Source organism: Thalassospira sp. ER-Se-21-Dark (assembly GCF_017922435.1).
Classification (GTDB): Bacteria; Pseudomonadota; Alphaproteobacteria; order Rhodospirillales; family Thalassospiraceae; genus Thalassospira.
Map to the genome: position 1 here is coordinate 851,350 of NZ_VDEZ01000001.1, position 22,237 is coordinate 873,586.

1 protein-coding gene is annotated in these 22,237 nt (G+C 57.1%); it reads right to left on the reverse strand.

Translation table 11 applies throughout. The annotated features are described in order from the left end of the window. Positions 1–41: 41 nt before the first annotated feature. Positions 42–22,148 carry a hypothetical protein gene (locus tag FHI25_RS20555; protein WP_282597571.1) on the reverse strand — a complete coding sequence of 7,369 codons (22,107 nt, stop codon included), beginning with the start codon at positions 22,146–22,148 and terminating at the stop codon, positions 42–44. Positions 22,149–22,237: the final 89 nt, after the last annotated feature.

Consider the following 22,237-nt stretch of genomic DNA (forward strand, 5'->3'; position numbering starts at 1 on the left):
ACGACCGCCCGTTTTTATTCGATCAGACTTTTGATCCTTGATCAGTTGCCAAAGCCGAAGTCATCGGCATCCAGATCGTCCGGATCATTGACGCCCATCAGCGTGACAGAGGCATCATTGCCCAGTTCAATGACGACATTGCCATCGGTATCGAGATGCATGTCATTGAGGACCTGGTTGAAGTTGTTGTAGTTCCACTCCGACAGATCGATGATGTCTTCGCCCGGCGTGAAGTCGGTAATGATGTCATGCCCATCGGCTTTGCCGATCTGGAAGGTATCCCAGCCAGTCCCACCGGTCAGGGTGTCATCACCGGCACTGCCATAAAGATGGTCATCGCCCGAACCACCCAGCAACAGGTCATCCCCGGCATTGCCCCAAAGCGTATCGTTACCGGCACCGCCATCAAGGGTGACATCGCCATAGCTTTCGGTGTCGCTGGTCAGATCAATGATGTCGTTGCCGTCACCGGCCTCGATCACTTCGATCCCGCTGATGCGGACATTGGCATCACCGTCGCTGACGTCATCATCGAGGAACAGGGCGTCATTGCCGCTGGTCATTTTCAGGGTGTCGATACCCTCACCACCGGTGAAGACATCGTTCGACTGGTTATAGCCACCCAGATTGACGGTCTCGCCCGTGCCAGTGTCGCCACCCTCGTTATGGCCCCAGCCATTGCCATGGAAATGGTGATGACCCCAGCCACTGTCATTCTGATGACCATCTTCTTCCGGCGAACCGTTATTGACGGCATACCAGTTGTTATCCCAAACGCCATCGGCGTTGTATTGCAGGACATCATCGCCCGCGCCGCCATTCAGGACATCCTGACCGGCTCCGCCCGTGATCGTATCAGCGCCCGAACCACCCCACAGGGTGTCGTTACCAGCCCCACCATCAATCACGTCATCGCCGGCGTTGCTCCAGACGATGTCATCGCCGGTGCCGCCGAGGATGGTTACATCACCATAAGACAGGGTGTCACTGGTCAGATCGATGATGTCGTCCCCGTTACCGGCATCAATGACTTCGATGTTGGAGATCCGCGGGCTGGTGCCCGGATCGGTCAGGCGATCTTCAAGGAACAGGGCGTCGTTGCCGCTGGTCATTGCCAGGGTATCGGTGCCCGAACCGCCATCAATGATGTCTTCGGAACGGTTATAGCCCGAAAGATTGATCTGTTCGTTGGTGCCATCCATGCCCGGATCGCCAACGTTTTTCGCGGCATAACTGCCGGTCCAGCTCGCATCCTTCTGGTATTCGATGTAATCGTCGCCAGCACCGGCATCGATCACATCCGAACCGCGGCCGCCATTGATGCTGTCATTGCCATCGCCGCCCCAGATGGTGTCATCCCCGTCGTCACCGCCAAGGATATCATTGCCATCAAGACCCGACAGCAGGTTCGCGCCATCATCACCAAACAGGTAATCGTTGAAGTTCGAACCAATCAGGTCTTCGATCGAGCTTAGCTTGTCATTGCCAACGCTGCTGCTTGCGGTGCCGCTTTCAAGGTTTGCGGCAACTGCCGTGGTCGAGTTGGCATAGCTTGCGGTATCGCGACCAGCACCCCCGACAAGGCTGTCATGACCGGCACCACCCATCAGGGTGTCATTGCCGGCATCACCATAAAGCTTGTCGTCGCCATTGCCGCCTTCGATGGTGTCGTCACCATCACCGCCATAGAGACGGTCGTTGTTTTCGCCGCCATCAATCACGTCGTTGCCGGCACCACCCAGGATGCTGTCATCGCCCGTACCACCATTGATGGTGTCATTGCCAGCTTCGCCATACAGCTTGTCCTGACCCTGACCACCGGTAATGGTATCTGCACCTTCTCCACCCCAGACACGGTCGTCACCCGATCCACCATCAAGGGTATCGTCGCCGGTACCGCCCGTGATGCTGTCCTGGCCACTGCCACCTTCGATCAGGTCATTACCGTCATCACCCGAAAGCGTGTCATCGCCGTCACCACCATACAGGCTGTCATTGCCTTCCATGCCGGAAATCGTGTCCTGACCATTCAGGCCATAGACGGTATCATCGCCGGCAAGGGCGGCAATCGTGTCATTGTTACTCGTGCCATAAAGCAGATCATCCTGCGGCGTCGGGCCAGAGGCCTGTTCGACACCGACAAACATGTCCGCCTTGAGCTGGCTCATCGAGATGCCAACAAGCGTCAGCGTGCCCTGACCATTGAGGTTGATGACGGTGTCGTTGCCGACCTGGGTCATCTGGTCTTGCAGGTCACCCCAGTCATCAATGTCGAGCGACGCCAGATTGATCTTGTCTTCGTTGGTGTTGAAGTCGGTAACAACCTTGTTGCCGGAATTGTTCGATACGATGATTTCATCCGCACCCGCACCGCCGGTGTAGGTGTCATCCCCCGCACCGCCATCAAGCGTATCGTTGCCCGAACCACCAAGAAGCGTATCGGTACCATCGGTTCCGGTCAGGGTGTCGTTGCCGACCCCACCATCAAGAAGATCGTTGCCATTTCCACCCGACAGAACGTCATCACCGTCGCCACCGAGAAGCGTATCGTCACCATCACCGCCAAGCAGGGTATCGTTGCCGATGCCACCATCAAGGGTGTCATTGCCAGCATCCCCCGACAGCAGGTCATTGCCCGCGCCACCGGCGATGCTGTCATTGTCATCACCGCCATACAGAACGTCGTCGCCGCCTTCGCCATCAAGCGAGTCATTGCCCGCAGAGCCATAAATGGTGTCGGTTTCATCGCCACCGGTGATGGTGTCGTCACCTTCCATGCCGTCGATGTAATCATCACCGCCGCCGCCATCCATGACGTCGTTCCCGGCATGACCGATCAGGGTATCGTCACCGGCATTGCCTTCGATGACGTCATCGCCTTCATTGCCTTCGAGACTGTCATTACCCGAACCACCGGAAATCACATCATTGCCGCTGCCGCCGGTGATGGTGTCGTTCCCGTCACCACCCGAAAGCGTGTCGTTGCCTTCCATGCCATTGAGCGTGTCATTGCCAGCGCCACCATCGACGGTGTCGTCACCGGCAAGGGCATCGATATAGTCATCCTCGCTGGTGCCCAGCAGGACATCGTCAAACTGGGTCGGGCCACCATCATTTTCGATACCGACAAACATGTCGGATGAAACGTCATTCAGGCGGACACCGCGCAAGGTGACAGAGCCCTGATCGCCAAGATCAATGACCGTGTTGCCATTCACTTCGGACAGAAGCGGGGCCAGTTCCGACCAGGTGCTGATATCAAGCGCATCGAGCGAGATATGATCGACGCTGGTATTGAAGTCCATGACGACCTTGTCACCGATCAGGCTGGTGACCTGAACAACGTCGGCCCCCGATCCGGTATGGATGACGTCATCGCCTGCACCGCCATCGATGGTATCGTTGCCCTGATCGCCATAAAGCGTGTCGTTGCCCGCACCACCGTCAAGGTAGTCGTCGCCACGTTCGCCATGCAGCGTGTCATTGCCTTCGCCGCCAATCAGTGTATCGGCACCATCGCCGGTCCAGATGACGTCGTTGCCGGCACCGCCATCGACGGTGTCTTCGCTGATGTCGGCTTCGACATTGTCAAACGTGTCATTGCCCGCACCCAGATCAACCTCATTGTCCTGGCTGTTGCCATAGACATAGTCGTCATGGGCGGATGCGATTACTTTTTCGAAGTTGGCAAGAATATCGCCAACCGCATCGCCGCCAAAGGCACGCCCGCCCTCACCCGGATTGTGGGTATGGGCATCGGTGTCACCGAGGAAGATTTCAACACCGGCGTCTGAACCTTCGTAACTGATGGTGTCACGGCCTTCGCCGCCATCAAGATAGTCGCCACCTGCACCACCTTCGATGGTGTCATCGCCGGCACCACCCAGCAGGGTGTTTTCACCACTTGACCCGGTCAGAACATCGTCGCCATCCGATCCGATAACATTTTCGATGTTGCTGATCGTATCCGTCCCGGTTTCAGCCGAGGTCGCGGTTCCAGCCGACAGATCCACCGTCGCACCGTTGGCAGCCGACATATCAAGCGTATCTTCGCCGTCGCCACCATCAAGGGTGTCGTCGCCAGAAGACGCCATCAGGGTATCGTTACCGGCACCGGCATCGACCACATCGTTGCCCGCGCCATCATCAACGACGTCTGCACCATCGCCAGCGGCAATCGTGTTGTTGGCGGCGTCACCGGCAATGGTATCTGCCGCAGCACTGCCGATCACATTTTCAAAGCCGGAAATGGTGTCGTTGCCGGTTTCAGCACTGCTTGCCGTACCGGCCGCAAGGTCAACCGTGGCGCCGCTGGTGGCATCACTGAGATCAAGGGCGTCGTCGCCTTCACCACCGGCAAGGGTGTCATCACCTGCACCCGCCATGACGGTATCGTTGCCCGCACCACCATCAACGATATCCGCACCGGCACCGGCAGTGATCACGTCGCTGCCGTCACCACCATTGATGGTGTCATTGCCTTCGCCACCATCAAGGATGTCGTTGCCGGCACCACCTTCAAGCAGGTCATCGCCCGCGCGCCCCGAAAGGATATCGTTGCCAAGGCCGCCGGTCAGGGTGTTGTTATCGTCCGAACCGGAAAGCCTGTCATTGCCGTTCGAGCCAATCAGGTCTTCGATGCTGGAAAGCTTGTCGGTTTCGGTTGTGCCGACCTTGGCCGTGCCGGTCGCAAGATCAACATTTACCGGGTTGCTTGCGTTGCTGTAATCGGCGGTATCATTGCCGTCGCCACCAACAAGGGTGTCGTTGCCAGCACCGCCCGACAGCGTATCATCACCGGCACCACCATCAAGAATGTTGGATTTCGCATCACCGGCGATTGTGTCGTCGTGATCCGAACCGATGACATTTTCGACATGATAGATCGCGTCGTTGCCGGCACCACCGGTTGCGGTGTAGTTCGCCAGATCAACATCAACAGCCGACGTCGCATCGTCGTACATGACGACGTCTTCATCTGCACCACCAACAATGATGTCATTGCCCGCACCACCGCGCAGGGTATCGTCGCCGATACCACCCTGCAGCGTGTCATCGCCAACACCACCATCGATGATGTCGTCGCCATAGCTGCCATCAAGGTAATCGTTACCCGCACCGCCATCCAGATTGTCATGGCCAAGTTCGCCATTGATGGTGTCGTCACCCGCATTGCCCCAAAGGGTATCGTTACCCGCACCACCATTGATGGTGACATCGCCGTACGAAATGGTGTCGCTGGTCAGATCGACCACGTCATCGCCAGAACCGGCATTGATGACCTCAACCCCGTCAAGGCGTGCGCCATCGGTCGTGGTCTCATCAACGGTTGTCTCGAAACTGATCGAACGGACAAAGAAGTCGCTGCTGTCAGAACCCGTGGAGCCATTTGCATAGGGTTCGCTTTCAAACGCGATATAGCGGAATTCGACTGCATTGCCGCTGCCATCGGTGGCGTTGATTGTTGCCGTGCCGACACCGTTGCTGGTGTAGTTGACCGTGCTGTCATCAAGCGTACCGGATGCAACAAGGTTGCCGTCAGCATCAAAGGCCTTCCATGACCCGATCTCGCCGCCGCCTTCACCGGCCATCAGGTTGGAAACCTGAACCGTGGCCGTCGAGGCATCTGCACCAAGATCGACAACGATGGCTTCGCTTTCGCCGGACTGGGCATCGTGGTTGATCTGACCACCAGCGATGCCGCCGCCGTCATTACCGATGCCATTGCCATCAAAGTTGACCGCGTCATCCGCCGCCGCAAGGTTCAGCTTGCCATCGCCGTCAACATAGGACGTACCAAAGTCAAAGGCATAAAGGTTTGCATCCGACCAGGCCGCCTGAACATCAGCCGAACTTGCCGAATCAGTCAGGCCAAAGGTGCGGGTTTCGGTCGTCGGCGTGGTGGTCTGACCATCACCAAGTTTGGAACCATCAAGCACCAGTGCATCGGCGCCATCGGTCATATCAAGGGAGTCATTACCCTCGCCACCGATAAAGGTATCATCAGAGATGTTCTTACCGCTGATATCAGCAACATCCCCAGTGCCATCGACACCCGGGCTGCCGGTGTTTTCGGTGGTATCACCACTGATCGCGGTTCCGTCGACATCAAAGTTCAGAACGTCGTCGCCAGCCCCGCCATCAAGAGTATCGTCACCGGCACCGCCGCTGAGTTCGTCGTTATCGGCACTACCAGTTAAGGCGTCGTCACCTTCGCCACCCGACAGCGTATCGTTGCCAGCACCACCATCAAGGCTGTCATTGCCCGTGCCACCGTCCAGGGTGTCGGCACCATCATTGCCAAGCAAGGTGTCATCACCCGCACCACCGGAAACCGTATCGTCACCGGCCAGGGCATCGATGGTGTCATCGTCATCGGTACCCGAAAGGATGTCGTCATTCGGGGTTGCGCCATCGGTGATGTTGGTAAAGTCATCGGCGCTAAGTTCGCTTAGACCAACACCCACAAGGGTTACCGTGCCGCCAGACGGCAGGTTCAGGACCGCGTCCCCATTGCTGTTTTGACTGAGCAACGGAACCAGGTCGCCCCAGTTTTCAAGGCCAAGGTCATCGATCGAGATTTTGTCTTCGCCAGGAGTGAAGTCGCTTACGACATCATCATCTGTGCCATCGGCAAAGATGAAGGTATCCGCACCAGCGCCACCGGCAACCGTGTCGTCGCCTGCGCCACCATCAATGGTGTCGTCACCGGCACCTGCATTGATGACATTATCGCCGTTCGAGCCGGTAATCTGGTCATCGCCAGCACCGGTCGTGACATTTTCGATGTTAGAGAACTGATCATTGCCGGTTTCAGCCGAGCTTGCCGTGCCCGCACCAAGATCGACAACCGCACCACCGGTTGCGTTCGACATATTCAGGGTGTCAGAGCCGTCGCCACCATCAAGGCTGTCATTGCCCGCACCGGCAATGACCGTATCATCACCGGCACCGCCCAGAACAAGGTCGCTGCCCGCGCCATCGGAAATGACGTCGTTGCCCGCACCGCCATCAATCAGATCGATGCCATCGCCACCATCAATGGTATCGGCACCGGCACCAGACGAAATGGTGTCGTCGGCGCTGCTGCCGGTAATGACATCGTCACCTGTACCGGTGGTTACATTTTCAAAGCCGGAAATGACGTCATCGCCGGTTTCGCTGCTGTGAGCAGTGCCATCCTGCAGATTGACCGCGATGTCAGCATCGACATCGGACATATCAAGCGTGTCAAAGCCGTCACCCCCCGAAAGGGTATCGTTGCCAGCACTGCCAACAACGGTGTCATTGCCGACACCGGCATCAACGATGTCATTTCCTGCACCGGCATTGATGTGGTCATTGCCATCACCACCGCTGATGCTGTCATTGCCTTCGTTGGTCCAGACGGTGTCGTCACCCGTTCCGGCATCAACCGATACATCGCCATAGGATTCCGTCTGGCTGGTCAGATCGACAACATCGTCACCGGCACCGGTGTCGATGACTTCGACGCCGGAAATCGACGGTGCGTTCGATTCATCAGCATGATCGTTGTCGAGAATGATCGCGTCGCCGCCCGATGTCCCGACAAGGGTATCGATGCCTTCGCCACCATCAAACTGATCATCGCTTAGACCAAGGCCCTCAAGGTCGGCAACATCACCGGTGCCATCAACACCCGGGCTGCCGGCATGGTCGGTTTCATCACCGGCCTGACCAATACGGTCCGCTTCGAACTGAAGAACGTCGTTACCGTCGCCGCCATCAAGGGTGTCAGATCCTTCGCCACCGCCAAGCGTATCATTGCCGCCACCGCCAATAACCGTGTCATTGCCTGATCCGCCGCCAACGGAGTCATCACCATCGCCGCCGTCAACGGTGTCGTCACCGTCACCGCCATCAACCGTGTCATTACCGCCGCCGCCGCCGACCGAATCATTGCCGCTGCCACCACCAACGGAGTCATTGCCATCACCACCATCGACAGAGTCGTCCCCATCGCCACCATCGACCGTGTCATTGCCGCTACCGCCGCCGACAGAATCGTTCCCACTGCCACCGCCAACGGAGTCATCACCGTCACCGCCATCAACGGTATCGTTGCCATCGCCACCATCGACGCTGTCATGACCTGCACCACCGTCGACCGAGTCATCGCCGTCGCCACCACCAAGGGTGTCTTCGCCCGGCGTGCCGACATTGTCGATACCGGTGAAGTGATCCGGGGTCAGATCGCCCACAGCCACACCCGACAGGGTCACCGTGCCGCCAGCTGGCAGGGTAATAACCGCGCCGTCTGGGCCATCAGACAGCAAGGGTTGCAGATCGGTCCAAGCCGAGATGCCCAGATCCGGAAGTGAAATTGCGTCAGAAGTCAGGTCGAAATCGGTAACAAGGTCGGTATCCGTGCCGTCTTCGAAGACAAACGTATCGGCACCGTCACCACCCGAAAGCGTGTCGTTGCCAGCACCTGCCGCAATGGTGTCATCACCGGCACCGCCAGACAGAACATCATCGCCCGCACCACCATCAAGGGTGTCGTTGCCTGCACCACCGTCAATGATGTTGGCATCGTCGGAACCGGTAATGACGTCAGCGTTATCCGAGCCGGTTACATTTTCGAAGTTCGCAATGGTGTCCGATCCGGTGTTGGCACCACTTGCCGTACCGGCCGCAAGGTCGACGTTCACACCACCCGTGGTGTCAGACAGATCAAGGGTATCAATACCGTCGCCGCCATCGATATCGTCGTCGCCACCATCAAGGGAAACGGTGTCATTACCCGCACCGGCATCAATCGTGTTGTTGCCAGACGATCCGGTAATGGTGTCATCACCATCGGTCGCGATGACATTTTCAAAGCCGGAAATGCTGTCGCTGCCGGTTTCACCGCTGCTTGCGGTGCCTGCGCCAAGATCAATGGTCGCACCATCGGCGCTCGACAGATCAAGCGTATCATTGCCATCGCCACCGATCAGGATATCGTCGCCTGCACCGGCTGCGATGGTGTCATTACCTTCGCCACCGTCGATGGTGTCCGACCCCTGGCCGCCATCAAGGACGTCATCGCCCGCGCCACCATCAAGGGTGTCGTTACTGGCGCCACCATTGATGTTATCCGCACCTTCGCCGCCCAGCAGGACGTCATCACCATCATTTGACCAGATGGTGTCATCGCCCGCACCGCCATCGACCGTGACATCGCCATAGGAATGGGTGTTGCTGGTCAGGTCGACAACGTCATTGCCGTCACCGGCATCGATGTATTCGATATCAACGATGGACGGGTTGGCCGCACCGTTTTCATGATCACGATCCAGAATGATCGCATCGTCACCGGAACCGGCAACCAGCGTGTCATGACCTTCGCCGCCAACAAAGCTGTCATCAGACAGGTTCTTGCCCGAGATATCGGCAGTTTCGCCGGTCCCATCGGTGGTCGGGCTGCCGACATGATCGGTGGTTTCACCATCTGCGGCAACGCTGTCACCTTCAAACGACAGGACGTCATCACCGGCACCACCATCCACAAGGTCGGCACCTTCGCCACCGCCAAGGGTATCGTTGCCTGCGCCGCCCGAAAGCGTGTCATTGCCTGCACCACCGGCAAGGATGTTGTCACCGGTCGACCCGGTCAGGGTGTCATCACCGGCACCACCGGTCGCACCTTCGATGCCGTCAAGGGTATCGGTGCCATCGGTCGTCGTGCCCGTTCCGTTTTCAAGATCGACAACCACGCCATCTGCCTGGTCGGAATAATCGACGATATCGTCGCCTTCGCCACCGATCAGGGTATCGTTACCCGCACCGCCCGAAAGCGTGTCATTGCCTGCGCCACCATCTATGACGTTGTCAAATTCGTTGCCCGCCAGCGTGTCATCATGGTCGGAACCGATCAGGGTTTCGAAGCCGTCAATGCTGTCATTGCCTGCACCACCGGTTGCAGTACCGGCATCAAGGTCAACATTCACACCACTGTCTGCGTCTTCGTAAGACAGAGCGTCTTCACCTTCGCCGCCGATCAGCGTGTCACCGCCGCCCTTGCCAAAGACCGTGTCATTGCCTGCACCGCCATCAAGGATGTTGGCATTTTCGTCACCGATCAGAACATCATCACCGTTACCGCCGGTGACGTTTTCGATGCTTTCAAGGGTATCGTTGCCCGCCTCACCACTCGCAGTGCCAGCCCCCAGGTCAACAGTGACACCTGCGGTCGTGTCGGAATAATCGGCAGTATCGGAACCTTCGCCACCACGCAGGGTATCGTCACCTGCGCCACCGATCAGCGTGTCATTGCCTTCATCGCCGTAAATATCGTCATCGCCAGCCTGACCATCGATGATGTCGTCGCTTTCAAGCGCATGGATTTCGTCGCTGATCTGGCTACCGGTGATGTCGTCTTCGAACTCGGTGCCAAAGATGACGTCATAGCCATAGAAGTTTTCCGGACCAAGATCATCTACCGAGACACCTTCAAGCGTGATGCTGTCGCCATCGCCAAGGGTGATGACGGCATCGCCGTTTTCATCATCGGCCATCTGGTCACGCAGGGTGGCATAATCCTCGATGCCATAAGCAGACAGATCAATGATGTCTTTTTCGACGTCAAAGTCGGTAACGGTGTCATGACCGCTACCAGGCTCAAGCACGATCAGGTCTTCGCCTTCGCCGGTGATCAGGACATCATCACCCGAACCGCCAACAAGGGTATCGTTACCCGATCCACCATCAAGGGTGTTGATGCCGTCGCTGCCGATCAGGGTATCGGTGTAATCGGTGCCGATGACGCGTTCGAAGTTACGAACAATGTCGTCCCCGCCGCCACCGGTCGCATATTCCTTGACCAGATCGACCGTGACACCCGCATCGACATTGGAATAGTCGACGGTGTCGATATCATTTTCGCCGTTGCCACCATCCAGGATGTCATCCCCGGCATCACCATAGACCCAGTCGCTGCCAGCGCCGCCTTCGACAATATCGTCGCCTTCGCCGCCAGAGAGGGTGTCATCGCCAGCTTCACCCAGAAGGATGTCACCACCAGTGCCACCATCGATGATGTCGTCGCCGGAACCGCCGCTGATTTCGTCGATGCCTTCGCCACCATCAATAACGTCACTGCCAGCACCACCATTAATCGCGTCGCCACCGGCACCGCCGGAAATGGTGTTGTTGCTCTCGTCACCGGAAATCTTGTCGTTGAAGTCGGACCCGACGACGTTTTCGATGTCGACCAGCGTATCATTGCCCTGACCGGTTGCTGAACCGGCCGCAAGATTAACGGTTACGCCCTGATCAGCACTGCTGTAATCGGCGGTATCGGAACCCTCACCACCGTCCAGCACGTCATCACCAGCAACTCCGACAAAGGTATCATCGCCATCAAGACCGGTTAGGGTGTTGTTTTCATCATTGCCCGACAGCGTATCGTCAAACAGGGTACCGGTGACGTTTTCAATACCGTCAAGAACATCATCACCATCCCCGCCGGTGACAGTTCCAGCAGCAAGGTCGACCTCAATCCCGGCTCCTTCCGTCGCATAATCTGCAGTGTCGTTACCGTCGCCACCCCGCAGGACATCCGATCCAGAATTGCCAACCAGCGTATCGTCGCCGGTGCCGCCATCAATGGTGTCATTGCCTTCGCCACCGATCAGGCGGTCATTGCCAGCCCCGCCATCAACCGTGTCATCACCTTCACGGGCATTGATAATGTCATCACCACTGCCACCGATCATTTCGTCGGCATCTTCGGTGCCAAGACGGACATCCACACCAATGAAGTTGTCTACGCTCAACTGCGACGGTGCAACACCCTGCAGCGTGATGGTATCGCCGCTGTCAAACGTGATGGTCAGATCACCATTGGCGTCCGTGCCAAACATTTTCTCAAGCGCACCATAACCGGCAATATTGAAGCTGGTCAGGTCAATGGTATCGGCGAGCGGATTGAAATCGGTAACCGTATCCTGGCCATCGCCCGGATTGAAGATCACCTGATCCGATCCGCTTCCAAGCGTCAGAATATCGTTGCCAGCACCGGCATCAAAGGTGTCATCACCGGCGCCACCGATAAAGGTATCGCTCTGCGCACCACCGGTAAAGGTGTCGCTGAACTCGGAACCGCGGATGGCTTCGATGCCTTCAAGGGTATCGGTACCGGTTGCTGTTCCGGCAACGGTGTTGGCGCTGGTATCAACCCTGACGGCAGATTCAGAATCGACATAGCTTGCAGTATCGACGCCTTCGCCACCGATCAAGTAGTCATCGCCTGCACCAGACAGCAATGTGTCATTTCCGGCACCACCATCAAGCGTATCGGCGCCCGTACCGCCAGAAAGGATGTCGTTGCCCGCACCACCTTCCACCAGGTCATCACCGCTGCCTGATGAAATGACGTCATTGCCTTCGCCGCCAGTAATGGTATCGGCCCCAGCACCGGTATTAATCGTGTCATTACCCGCACCGCCATCGACGATGTCGGCACCATCGCCGGTGGCAATCACGTCATTGCCGTTGCCCGCATCAACGGTGTTGTCACCATTTCCGGCATTGATCACGTTGCCCGTGTCATCGCCAATGATCAGGTCATCACCGTCACCGGTCGTGACATTTTCAATATTGGTAAAGGTATCGGTATCAGAGCCATCGGTGGCTGTGCCGTTGGTGAAATCAACGGTCTGATCACTGGCAAGGTCGGACAGATCAAGGGTATCTTCACCCGCGCCACCATCGATGGTGTCGCTACCTGCACCGCCGCGCAGTGTGTCATTGCCAGCACCGCCCAGAAGAACGTCATCACCCGCGCGACCATCAAGCACGTCATTGCCCGCTTCGCCCGAAAGCGTGTTGCGACCGCTATCGCCGCGCAGAGTATCGGCATTTCCGGAACCGGAAACATTTTCGAAGTTCGAAATGATTTCGCCGGTGCTGGTTACGCCCGTCTGCAGGTCAACCGAAACGCCGGACTCGCCTTCGAAGGAGAGGGTATCCTCGCCCTCGCCGCCATCTAGTGTATCGATGCCGGCGCCGCCGGAAATGGTGTCATTGCCCGCGCCACCTTCGATCACGTCATTGCCTGCACCGCCGGTCACGATGTCATCGCCGTCACCGGCAAGAATGGTGTCATTGCGGCCACTACCGGTGATCACGTCATCATGGTCAGATGCAATGATCTGTTCGATTCCACTGAAGGTGTCGGTACCGGTATCTTCACCGGTCGCCGTGTTGGTGCCCAGATTGATGTTCAGGCCGGATGCAGCGTCCGAGTAATCAAGCGTATCGGCACCCGCACCACCAATATAGGTGTCATCGCCAAGTTCGCCGACGAAGCTGTCATTGCCCGCTCCGCCATCAAGGACGTCGTTGCCAGCACCGCCGGTCAGCATGTCATTCCCGGCACCACCAGTGATCACGTTGTTGGCATCGTTGCCAGTGATGGTGTCGTCATATTCTGTACCGGTGACGTTTTCGAAACCGGAAATCGTGTCATTGCCATCTGCACCGGTCGCGGTTCCCGAAGACAGATCGATGTTCTGGCCACCGGTCGCGTCGGAATAATCAAGGGTATCTGTTCCCTCGCCACCGGAAAGGGTATCATCGCCTACGCCACCGGAAATCCGGTCATTACCCGAGCGACCATCAATCGTGTCGTCGCCCGCACCACCCGAAAGGGTGTTCGCCGCGTCCGAACCACCGATGCTGTCCTTTGCGTCGGAGCCAATGACGTCTTCGATGTTGCTTAGCACATCTGTGCCATCGGCTTTGGCAGCCGAACCGGCTTCAAGATCAACATCAACACCGGTTTCACTGTTACTGTAATCAACAGCGTCCTGACCAGCGCCACCGTCAATCACGTCGTCACCGGTGCTCCCGTTGATGGTGTCGTTCCCACCGCCAGTCAAAATGGTGTTATCAGTATCCGAACCGGTAATAATGTCGTTCCGGTTCGAACCGATTACATTTTCAACATTAAGAACCGTATCACCGGTCTCTTCGTCTGTTTTACCCGTCGCAAGGTCCAGCGTTACTCCCTGCTCTGCGCCGGAGTAATCAACCGTATCAATCCCGTCACCACCATCGATCAGGTCTTTTCCAAGGCCACCGATCAGGGTGTCGTCACCCGCACCACCAAGTAGCGTGTCGTTACCTTCGCCACCTGACAGAATGTCATTGCCCCCCTCACCCGACAGGACGTTGTTGGCCTGGTTACCCGTGATGGTGTCGTCATAAACAGAACCGCTCAGGTTCTCGATACCGACAAGATTGTCATTGCCAAGCCCGGTAACAGTTCCCGCACCAAGATCAGCGGTGATCCCGCCTGTCGCGTTGCCATAATCAACGGTATCAACCCCGGCACCACCGCGCAGCACATCATCGCCGCCACTTGCGATCAGGGAGTCATTGCCTGCACCAGCATCAATCGTGTTGGCACCAGCATCGCCAATCAGAGTATCGTCGTGGACCGAACCGGTGACGTTTTCGATGCTTTCAAGCGTATCTTCACCCGCCGCACCACTTGCCGTTTGTGCAGCAAGGTCAACAGTAACCCCGCCCTCGGCATTGGTGTAACTTGCAGTATCTTTGCCCGCACCGCCCGACAGGGTGTCATCCCCGCCCAGTCCTTCAAGGATGTCGTCACCTTCGCCGCCTGCGAGGATGTTGTCGGCATCGGAACCAATCAGGACATCATTGCCCGCACCGGCAACGATTTTTTCGACATTACGAATCTGATCATTGCCACTTTGTGCCGTGGCCGTCCCGGTGTTGAGATTGACATTGATACCTGCAGTTTCGTCGGAATAATCAACTGTATCGACGCCTGTGCCACCATCCAGGATATCATCACCGTCACCCCCAATCAGGGTGTCATCGCCAGCACCGCCAAAGATGCTGTCATTGTCTTCAAGACCATCAATGATGTCGTTGCCATCAAGACCCGACATCGTGTCCTGACCATCGGTACCCGACATGGTGTCATCATCAGACGTTCCGACAAGGTCACGTACACCGATGAAGTTGTCCGCGGTGATGTCATCCTTGCTGACGCCTTCGAGCACCATCGACGTGCCCTCGCCGAAATCGATGACAAGGTCACCGTTTTCGTTCTCAGACATCATCTCGTGAAGCGCGCCGTAGGTATCAACACCAAGAGCACGAATATCAATCTGGTCCTCGCCAACGGCAAAGTCGGTAATGGTATCTGTTCCGGCGTCCGGACCAACAACGTAAACGTCTGCCCCTGTCCCACCGGTCAGGGTGTCATAACCCGCACCACCGGTGATGGTATCAGCGCCGGCACCGGCATTGATAACGTTGTTACCGTCGTCGCCGGTAATGATGTCGGCCTGACCAGAACCGATGACATTTTCAACGCCATTAATGCTGTCAGTACCGCCGGCATTGCTCGCCGTTCCTGCCGACAGGTCAACGTTGACCGCACCGCCATCCGCATAGGTTACAGTGTCGTCGCCGTCGCCACCTTCGATGGTGTCACTGCCTGCGCCACCGATCAGAAGGTCGTCGCCGGCACCACCATCAAGGATGTCGTCACCAGAACCACCGGAAAGGATGTTGTTGGCATCGTCACCAATCAGGGTGTCGTCGTGATCTGAACCGAGAACACTCTCAATACTTTCAAGGGTATCGTCGCCAGCGGCACCACTTGCAGCCCCCTCGGAAAGATCAACGGTTACAGAGCCGTCGGCATCGCCGTAGTCAGCTGTATCTGTACCATTACCGCCGACAAGGGTGTCATTGCCAAGGCCGCCGGCGAGTATATCGTTGCCCGAACCGCCTAATACGATGTCATTGCCTTCACCGCCTGAAAGCCTGTCATTGCCTGTCCCACCAAGCAATGCGTCATCACCGGCACCGCCGGAAATGGTGTCATTACCAGCACCGCCGGACAATGTGTTGGCACCATCATTTCCGATGATCGTGTCGTTCTGGTTTGAACCAAGAACATTTTCGATATCAATCAGTGTGTCTTCGTTCCCGACACCGCCGATGCCAGCTTCGAGATTTACCGAAACGCCATTGCCTTCCGAATAGTCAACCGTATCTTCGCCGTCACCACCGTCGATGACATCTCGCCCCAAGTCGCCGGAAATGGTGTCATCACCGCTGTTACCGAAAATTGTGTCGTCACCTGCACCGCCAGCAATCGTATCATTGCCCGCAAGGCCATCAATCACCTCGGCCGCCAAGGATCCCTGCAAAACATCATTACCCTCGGTCGCACCCAGGGCTTCAATGTCAATAAAGTTGTCCGCAGTCAGGTTTTCGGGTGAAACACCATTCAGGACGATAGTGCTGTCATTTATGGTGATGACTGCATTGCCCGCATTGTCCGTACCGAGCATTTTCTTTAGTGCTTCAAAGTTCGGAACATTGAAGCCAGCAAGATCAATCTTGTCTTCTGCCGGATTGAAATCTGTGATCACGGACCGGCCAGTCTCGGTACCAAAGACAAAGGTATCAGCACCTTCACCGCCGGAAACAACATCGTTGCCGCCACCTGCAGTGATGGTGTCATCGCCACCGCCACCTTCGATGACGTTACTAAACTGATCGCCAGTCAGTACATCATCGAAATCCGAGCCGACAATATTTTCGACAGAGCTTAGCGTGTCGTTGCCATCCGCACCCGATGCCGTGCCCACAGCAAGATCGACATTTACGCCACCGGATGCATCGGCATAGGTAACGGTATCGGAACCAAGGCCACCAGAAATCCGGTCATTGCCGGCACCACCCGCGATTGTGTCGTTACCGGCACCGCCATTGAGCACATCATCGCCACCACGACCATCAAGAATGTCGTTACCTGCGCCCCCATCAAGCACGTTCGCAGTGTCATCGCCGGCCAGGGTATCGTTGAACGATGAGCCCGTGACATTTTCAAAGTTGGTAATTGTATCGGTACCGTCGGGCGCACTTGCCTGTCCGGTCGCAAGGTCGACAACAACACCACCGTCAGCACCCTGATAGCTTAGGGTATCGTTACCATCGCCACCATCAAGATCATCATTGCCGGCACCGCCATTGATCGCATCGTCACCCGTACCGCCGGTAATAGTGTCAGTGCCGGTTCCACCGGTTATGAAATCATTGCCAGCACCACCATCAATCGTATCGTTTCCGGCACCGCCGGAAACCACATCGTTGCCGTCTTTGGCGCTAATCACATCACTTCTGTCAGTACCAATCAGAACGTCTCTGTCCTCGGTACCTTCCAGCGACCGGATGCCCTTGAAGTTGGCATAGGTCAGGCTATCGGGATTGACACCTTCAAGGGTGATGACGGCATCGCCAACCGAAATCGTCGCATTGCCCGCCGCGTCTTCGCCGATAAAGTCGGCAACATCGGAGAACAGCTCAAGATTGTCGATACCCTGAATATCAATGACGTCGTTCACAGGATCGAAATCGGTGACGAGATCATTACCGCTGTCCGCCCGGACAACGAAGGTATCGGCACCTGAACCACCGGTCAGCGTATCGTCACCGCCGCGACCATCAATGGTATCGCTGCCCGCACCACCGAAGAAGATATCGTCACCGCCGCTGCCCAGCATGGTGTCGCTGCCAGATGAACCCTCGATCTTTTCGAAACCGGAGATAACGTCGGTAAAGTCGTTTCCGGAAACCGTTCCTGCGTCGAGGTCAACCGTCACGGCCGACCCAGGACCTGTCACACCAGCGTTGTAGCTTAGCGTATCGTTGCCATCGCCACCAATCAGGGTGTCATCACCGGCACTGCCAAAAACAGTGTCATCACCTGCACCAGTATCAACGATGTTGTCGGCAGCGTTGCCATAAACGATGTCGTTACCAGAACCTGACACAACGTTTTCAAAGCCCGAAAGGGTGTCATTGCCGTCACCGGTTGCCGTGCCGGTCGAGAGGTTAACCGTCACTCCGCCATCAACATCGGTATAATCAACAGTATCGTTCCCAGCGCCGCCAGAAAGGGCGTCATCACCGCCGCCACCGGAAATGGTGTCATCACCAGCCATGCCCGAAAGCGTATTCACACCATCGTCACCGGAAATGACGTCGTTGCTTGCAGAACCGGTAATATTTTCAATGTTGGACAGTTGCGTCGTGCCGGAACCCATCGTGGCGGTACCGTTCGCAAGATCGACACTCAGCCCGGACTCATTGCCAAAGGAAACCGTATCATTGCCATCACCACCGTCGACGGTGTCGTTACCGCCAACGCCGCGAATGACGTCATCCCCCGCGCCGGTCGAAATAACATTGGCGTCACTGGACGCAATGACAGTGTCATCGCCAGCACCAGTAATTACGTTCTCAACACTAATCAGTGTATCAGTTTCGCCGGTTTGGACGTCACGCGCGGATCCATCCTCGAGATTAACTTCCTGACCGCTTTCGCGCGCACTCAGATCAAGGGTGTCGCTGCCTTCACCACCGATGAGGGTATCGTTGCCTTCTTCGCCAACAAACAGGTCGTCGCCCTCGCCACCATCAAGGGTGTCGTTGCCACCACGACCAACAAGCGTGTCATTACCCGCACCACCGCGCAAAACGTTGACACCGTTATCGCCGTAAAGTTCGTCTTCATATGCTGAACCGGTCGCATTCTCGATGCGATCAAGAACATCGTTGCCATCGGCACCCGTCGCAGTTCCTGCGCCAAGGTCAACCTGAACACCGCCATTGGCGCCGGAATAGTCGACGGTATCAATACCTTCCTGACCGCGCAGGGTATCGTTACCTGCCCCGCCCGAGACCGTATCATCGCCATAACCGCCGGAAATGACGTCATCGCCACTCCCACCGCTGAGCGTATCGTCACCGCCATAGCCATAAAGCGCGTCATTGCCGTCCGTACCGGAACCGACATCATTGTCTTCGGTTTCAAAAATGCGACCAAAACCGCGGAAATCATCCGCGTCCAGGCTGTCGCTGCTGACACCTTCGAGGGTGAGCGTGCCCTGGTCCCCGAAATCGATAACGGTGTTGCCGTTGCCATCATCGGACATCATGGTTTGCAGGGTTGCAAAGTCCTGAATGCCGAGTTTGGAAAGATCTATAATGTCTTCCGAACCGGCAAAATCAGTGATCGTGTCATTGCCGAAATTCTCGGTCAGCTCAAAGTCGTCGGCACCCGAACCACCGGTCAGCGTATCATTGCCCGCACCACCGGTCAGCGTATCGATGCCCGCACCGCCTTCAAGAACGTTGTCGGCATCATCACCCGCAATGTGATCGTCAAAGTCGGAGCCGACGACGTTTTCCACCATCTGGACAACGTCATTGCCCGCACCGCCCGTTGCGGCTTCATTAGCAAGATCAACCGTGACTGCACTGTCCGCATCGCTATAGCTTACAGTATCGACACCACTGCCACCCTGGATGTGATCATCGCCCTGGCCCCCACGCAGGAAGTCGTCACCCGATCCACCCGCCATGACATCATTGCCGGAACCACCCACCAGAAGGTCGTTGCCAGCCCCACCCTGCAGCACGTCGTCGTCATCGGCGCCAAACAGGCTGTCGCTGCCATCACCGCCCTGCAGGATGTCGTTGCCGCTTTCACCGCGCAGGACATCATTGCCACCGCCGCCCTGCAAAAGGTCATTGCCTGCACCGCCTTCAAGCGTGTCATCGCCGTCATTGCCCTGAAGGGTGTCGTTTCCGCTAGCCCCCCCGAGAGTATCTGTCTCGTCGTCGCCCTGAACAACATCGGCCGCACCCGATGGATTATTGTCAAAGGCGTTGGAATCGCCGTCATCGGCATCGGTTACGTCACCATCTGCTTCAGCGTCAGCACCGCCGGTTGTTTCACCACCTGTTGCGTCCGCGCCCGAGGCTGCATCGCCAGAGGTTTCTTGTCCGGCGTCACCTTCGGGTGCTGTGCCAGCTTCGCCGCCTTCGGTGGTATCGTCCGATGCGGTTTCTTCACCGGTGGTTTCTTGGCCTGCGGTCTCATCGGAAGTTGAACCCGCATCAGACGGCTGATCGCCATTAGCGGCACTATCACCTGACCCTGTCTCGCCGGAGCCTTCTGCCGGTGTTTCGTCGCTACCTTCGCCGGTGGTTTCAGAACCGGCTTGTGACTCAGTTGTCTCACCGCCAGTTTCTGCACCAGCTTCGGCACCCGCCTGGGCACCGGTGCTTGTATTGTCTTCTGTGTTCGGGCTGGTTTCGCCAGCCGGGCTGTCGGCACCGGCTTCGTCACCTGTGGTTTCTTCACTGGTCTCTGCTTCGCCAGAGGAAGCGCCCGCGCCAGCGGTCTCCCCGCCGGATGTTTCACCGGTTGCTTCGTCTACCGGCTGCTCAGCACCTTCGCCCGCAGCAGCTTCACCGGAACCTGTACTATCAGTATCTGTTGCGCCACCTTCAGTATCGCCGGAACCCAGCGTATCTTCACCGCTGCCGGCGGAAGCACTGTCAGAACCTGCCTCTCCGCTGGTTTCGCCGCCAGAAGCACCCTCACCAGAAGTCTCGCTGCCCGCACCGGCTTCTGAACCTGCGCCAGAACCGGTAGCAGAACCATCGACGACTTCACCGCCGTCAGAGCCTGAAGCTTCTTCTGCGCCGGTTGCATCACCAGCGTCGGAACCACCCGTGGAAGGTTCCGTTTCACCTGATGCGGTTTCACCCGTTGTGCTGCCGCCATCCGTCGATCCGGAAGTTTCGCCCGAAGACGCACCGGTTTCATTACCGGTCGCTTCGGAGCCGAGTGTATCACCTGAACCGCCATCAGCTTGCGTTTCGGACCCGGCATCGCCGGTGCTGCCCGTTTCGTCGGTGCTTTCTGAACCGCCAGATGTGACCTCGCCCGAGGTGGTATCTTCCTGTGCTTCAGAACTGCCCGTTGAACCGGTTTCCGTTCCGGCATCGCCAGTCGTGGTTTCACCGGAACTGCTGGAATCACTGCCGGTCCCGCCATCATTGTGGGTGGTTTCTTCACTGCCGGATGCACCGGTCGCGCCATCACCAGAAGCTTCGCCAGAGGTTTCACCAGAAGCTGCCGAACCCGTTTCCCCGGTGCTGCCGGAACCAGGTTCCGCGCCACCGGCTTCCGTACCGCCCGTGCCACTATCGCCTGTCGCATCATCGGTTGCGGTACCGGTATCGCTTTGCGACGAAGTATCTTGCGCGTCATTTGTGCGACCAGCGCCGGAATCGAGATTAACTTCAACACCCTGATCTGACTGGCTGTAATCAAGGGTATTTTCGCCTGCTCCCCCGTCAATAGCGTCCGCGCCGTCGCTGACGGCAAAGGTGTCATCACCATCGCCACCCGACAGGCTGTTATTGCCGGAATCACCCGTCAGAACATCATCACCTGATGTGCCACGGAGATTTTCAATATTTTCAAAGGACGTCCGATTGGCACCCGTGGCATCGGTCGAGGAACCTTGCGAAAGATCGGCGCGCACGCCGTCAGAAGCCCCGTCAAACGAAAGGGTATCTTCGCCAGCACCGCCATCAATGCTGTCTGCACCACCACCCGGCAAAATCACATCGTCACCATCCGAACCGATGATGATGTCGTCGCCTGTCCCACCTTCAATGACATTGGCTTCGCCATCGGTGGAGGCAGCATCGCCGCCCTCTGTCGCGACGGAAACTTCGTTGATTTGCGGGACATCGACCAGCGTCACATTGGCAAGCTCTGCCTTCGACACGCCCTCGAAAATCACCTTGTCGCCGGTGGCAAACACGATGAAGGCATTGCCAGACGCATCTTCGCTGGCCAGCGCCATGAGTTCGCTGACACTGTCGACGCCAAGGTCGCTGAGTGCCAACTCATCTTCATCAATGTTGAAGTCGGTGATTGTGGTTTGCTCGAAACCACTTTGGAGCACGAAGGTATCGCGTCCTTCGCCGCCGGTAACAACATCCTCACCCTCGCCCGATTCGAGAATGTCGTCGCCTTCGCCGCCAATCAGGGTGTTGTCACCACCATCGCCCACCAGAACATCGTCATAGGCAGTGCCAATCACGTTCTGGATGTTGGTGAAAACCTGCGTTGCAGTGGATTGAGAGTTGCCTTCGCCCGAAGAGCCTGCCCCGGAATCATTTTTGACCGCAGCAGAATCCCCTTCTGCGCGGTCATCAAGAACCTTATCAATATCGGTGTCGGTAATTCCAACACCGTCGTCTTGGTTGGCGGGCGAGACCAAAACACATACTCCCTACATGGGAATTATTTTTACCAGTACTGCGGCGAACAATCGGCCCCAGAATCGAATTATACCGTAGTATAAATTAG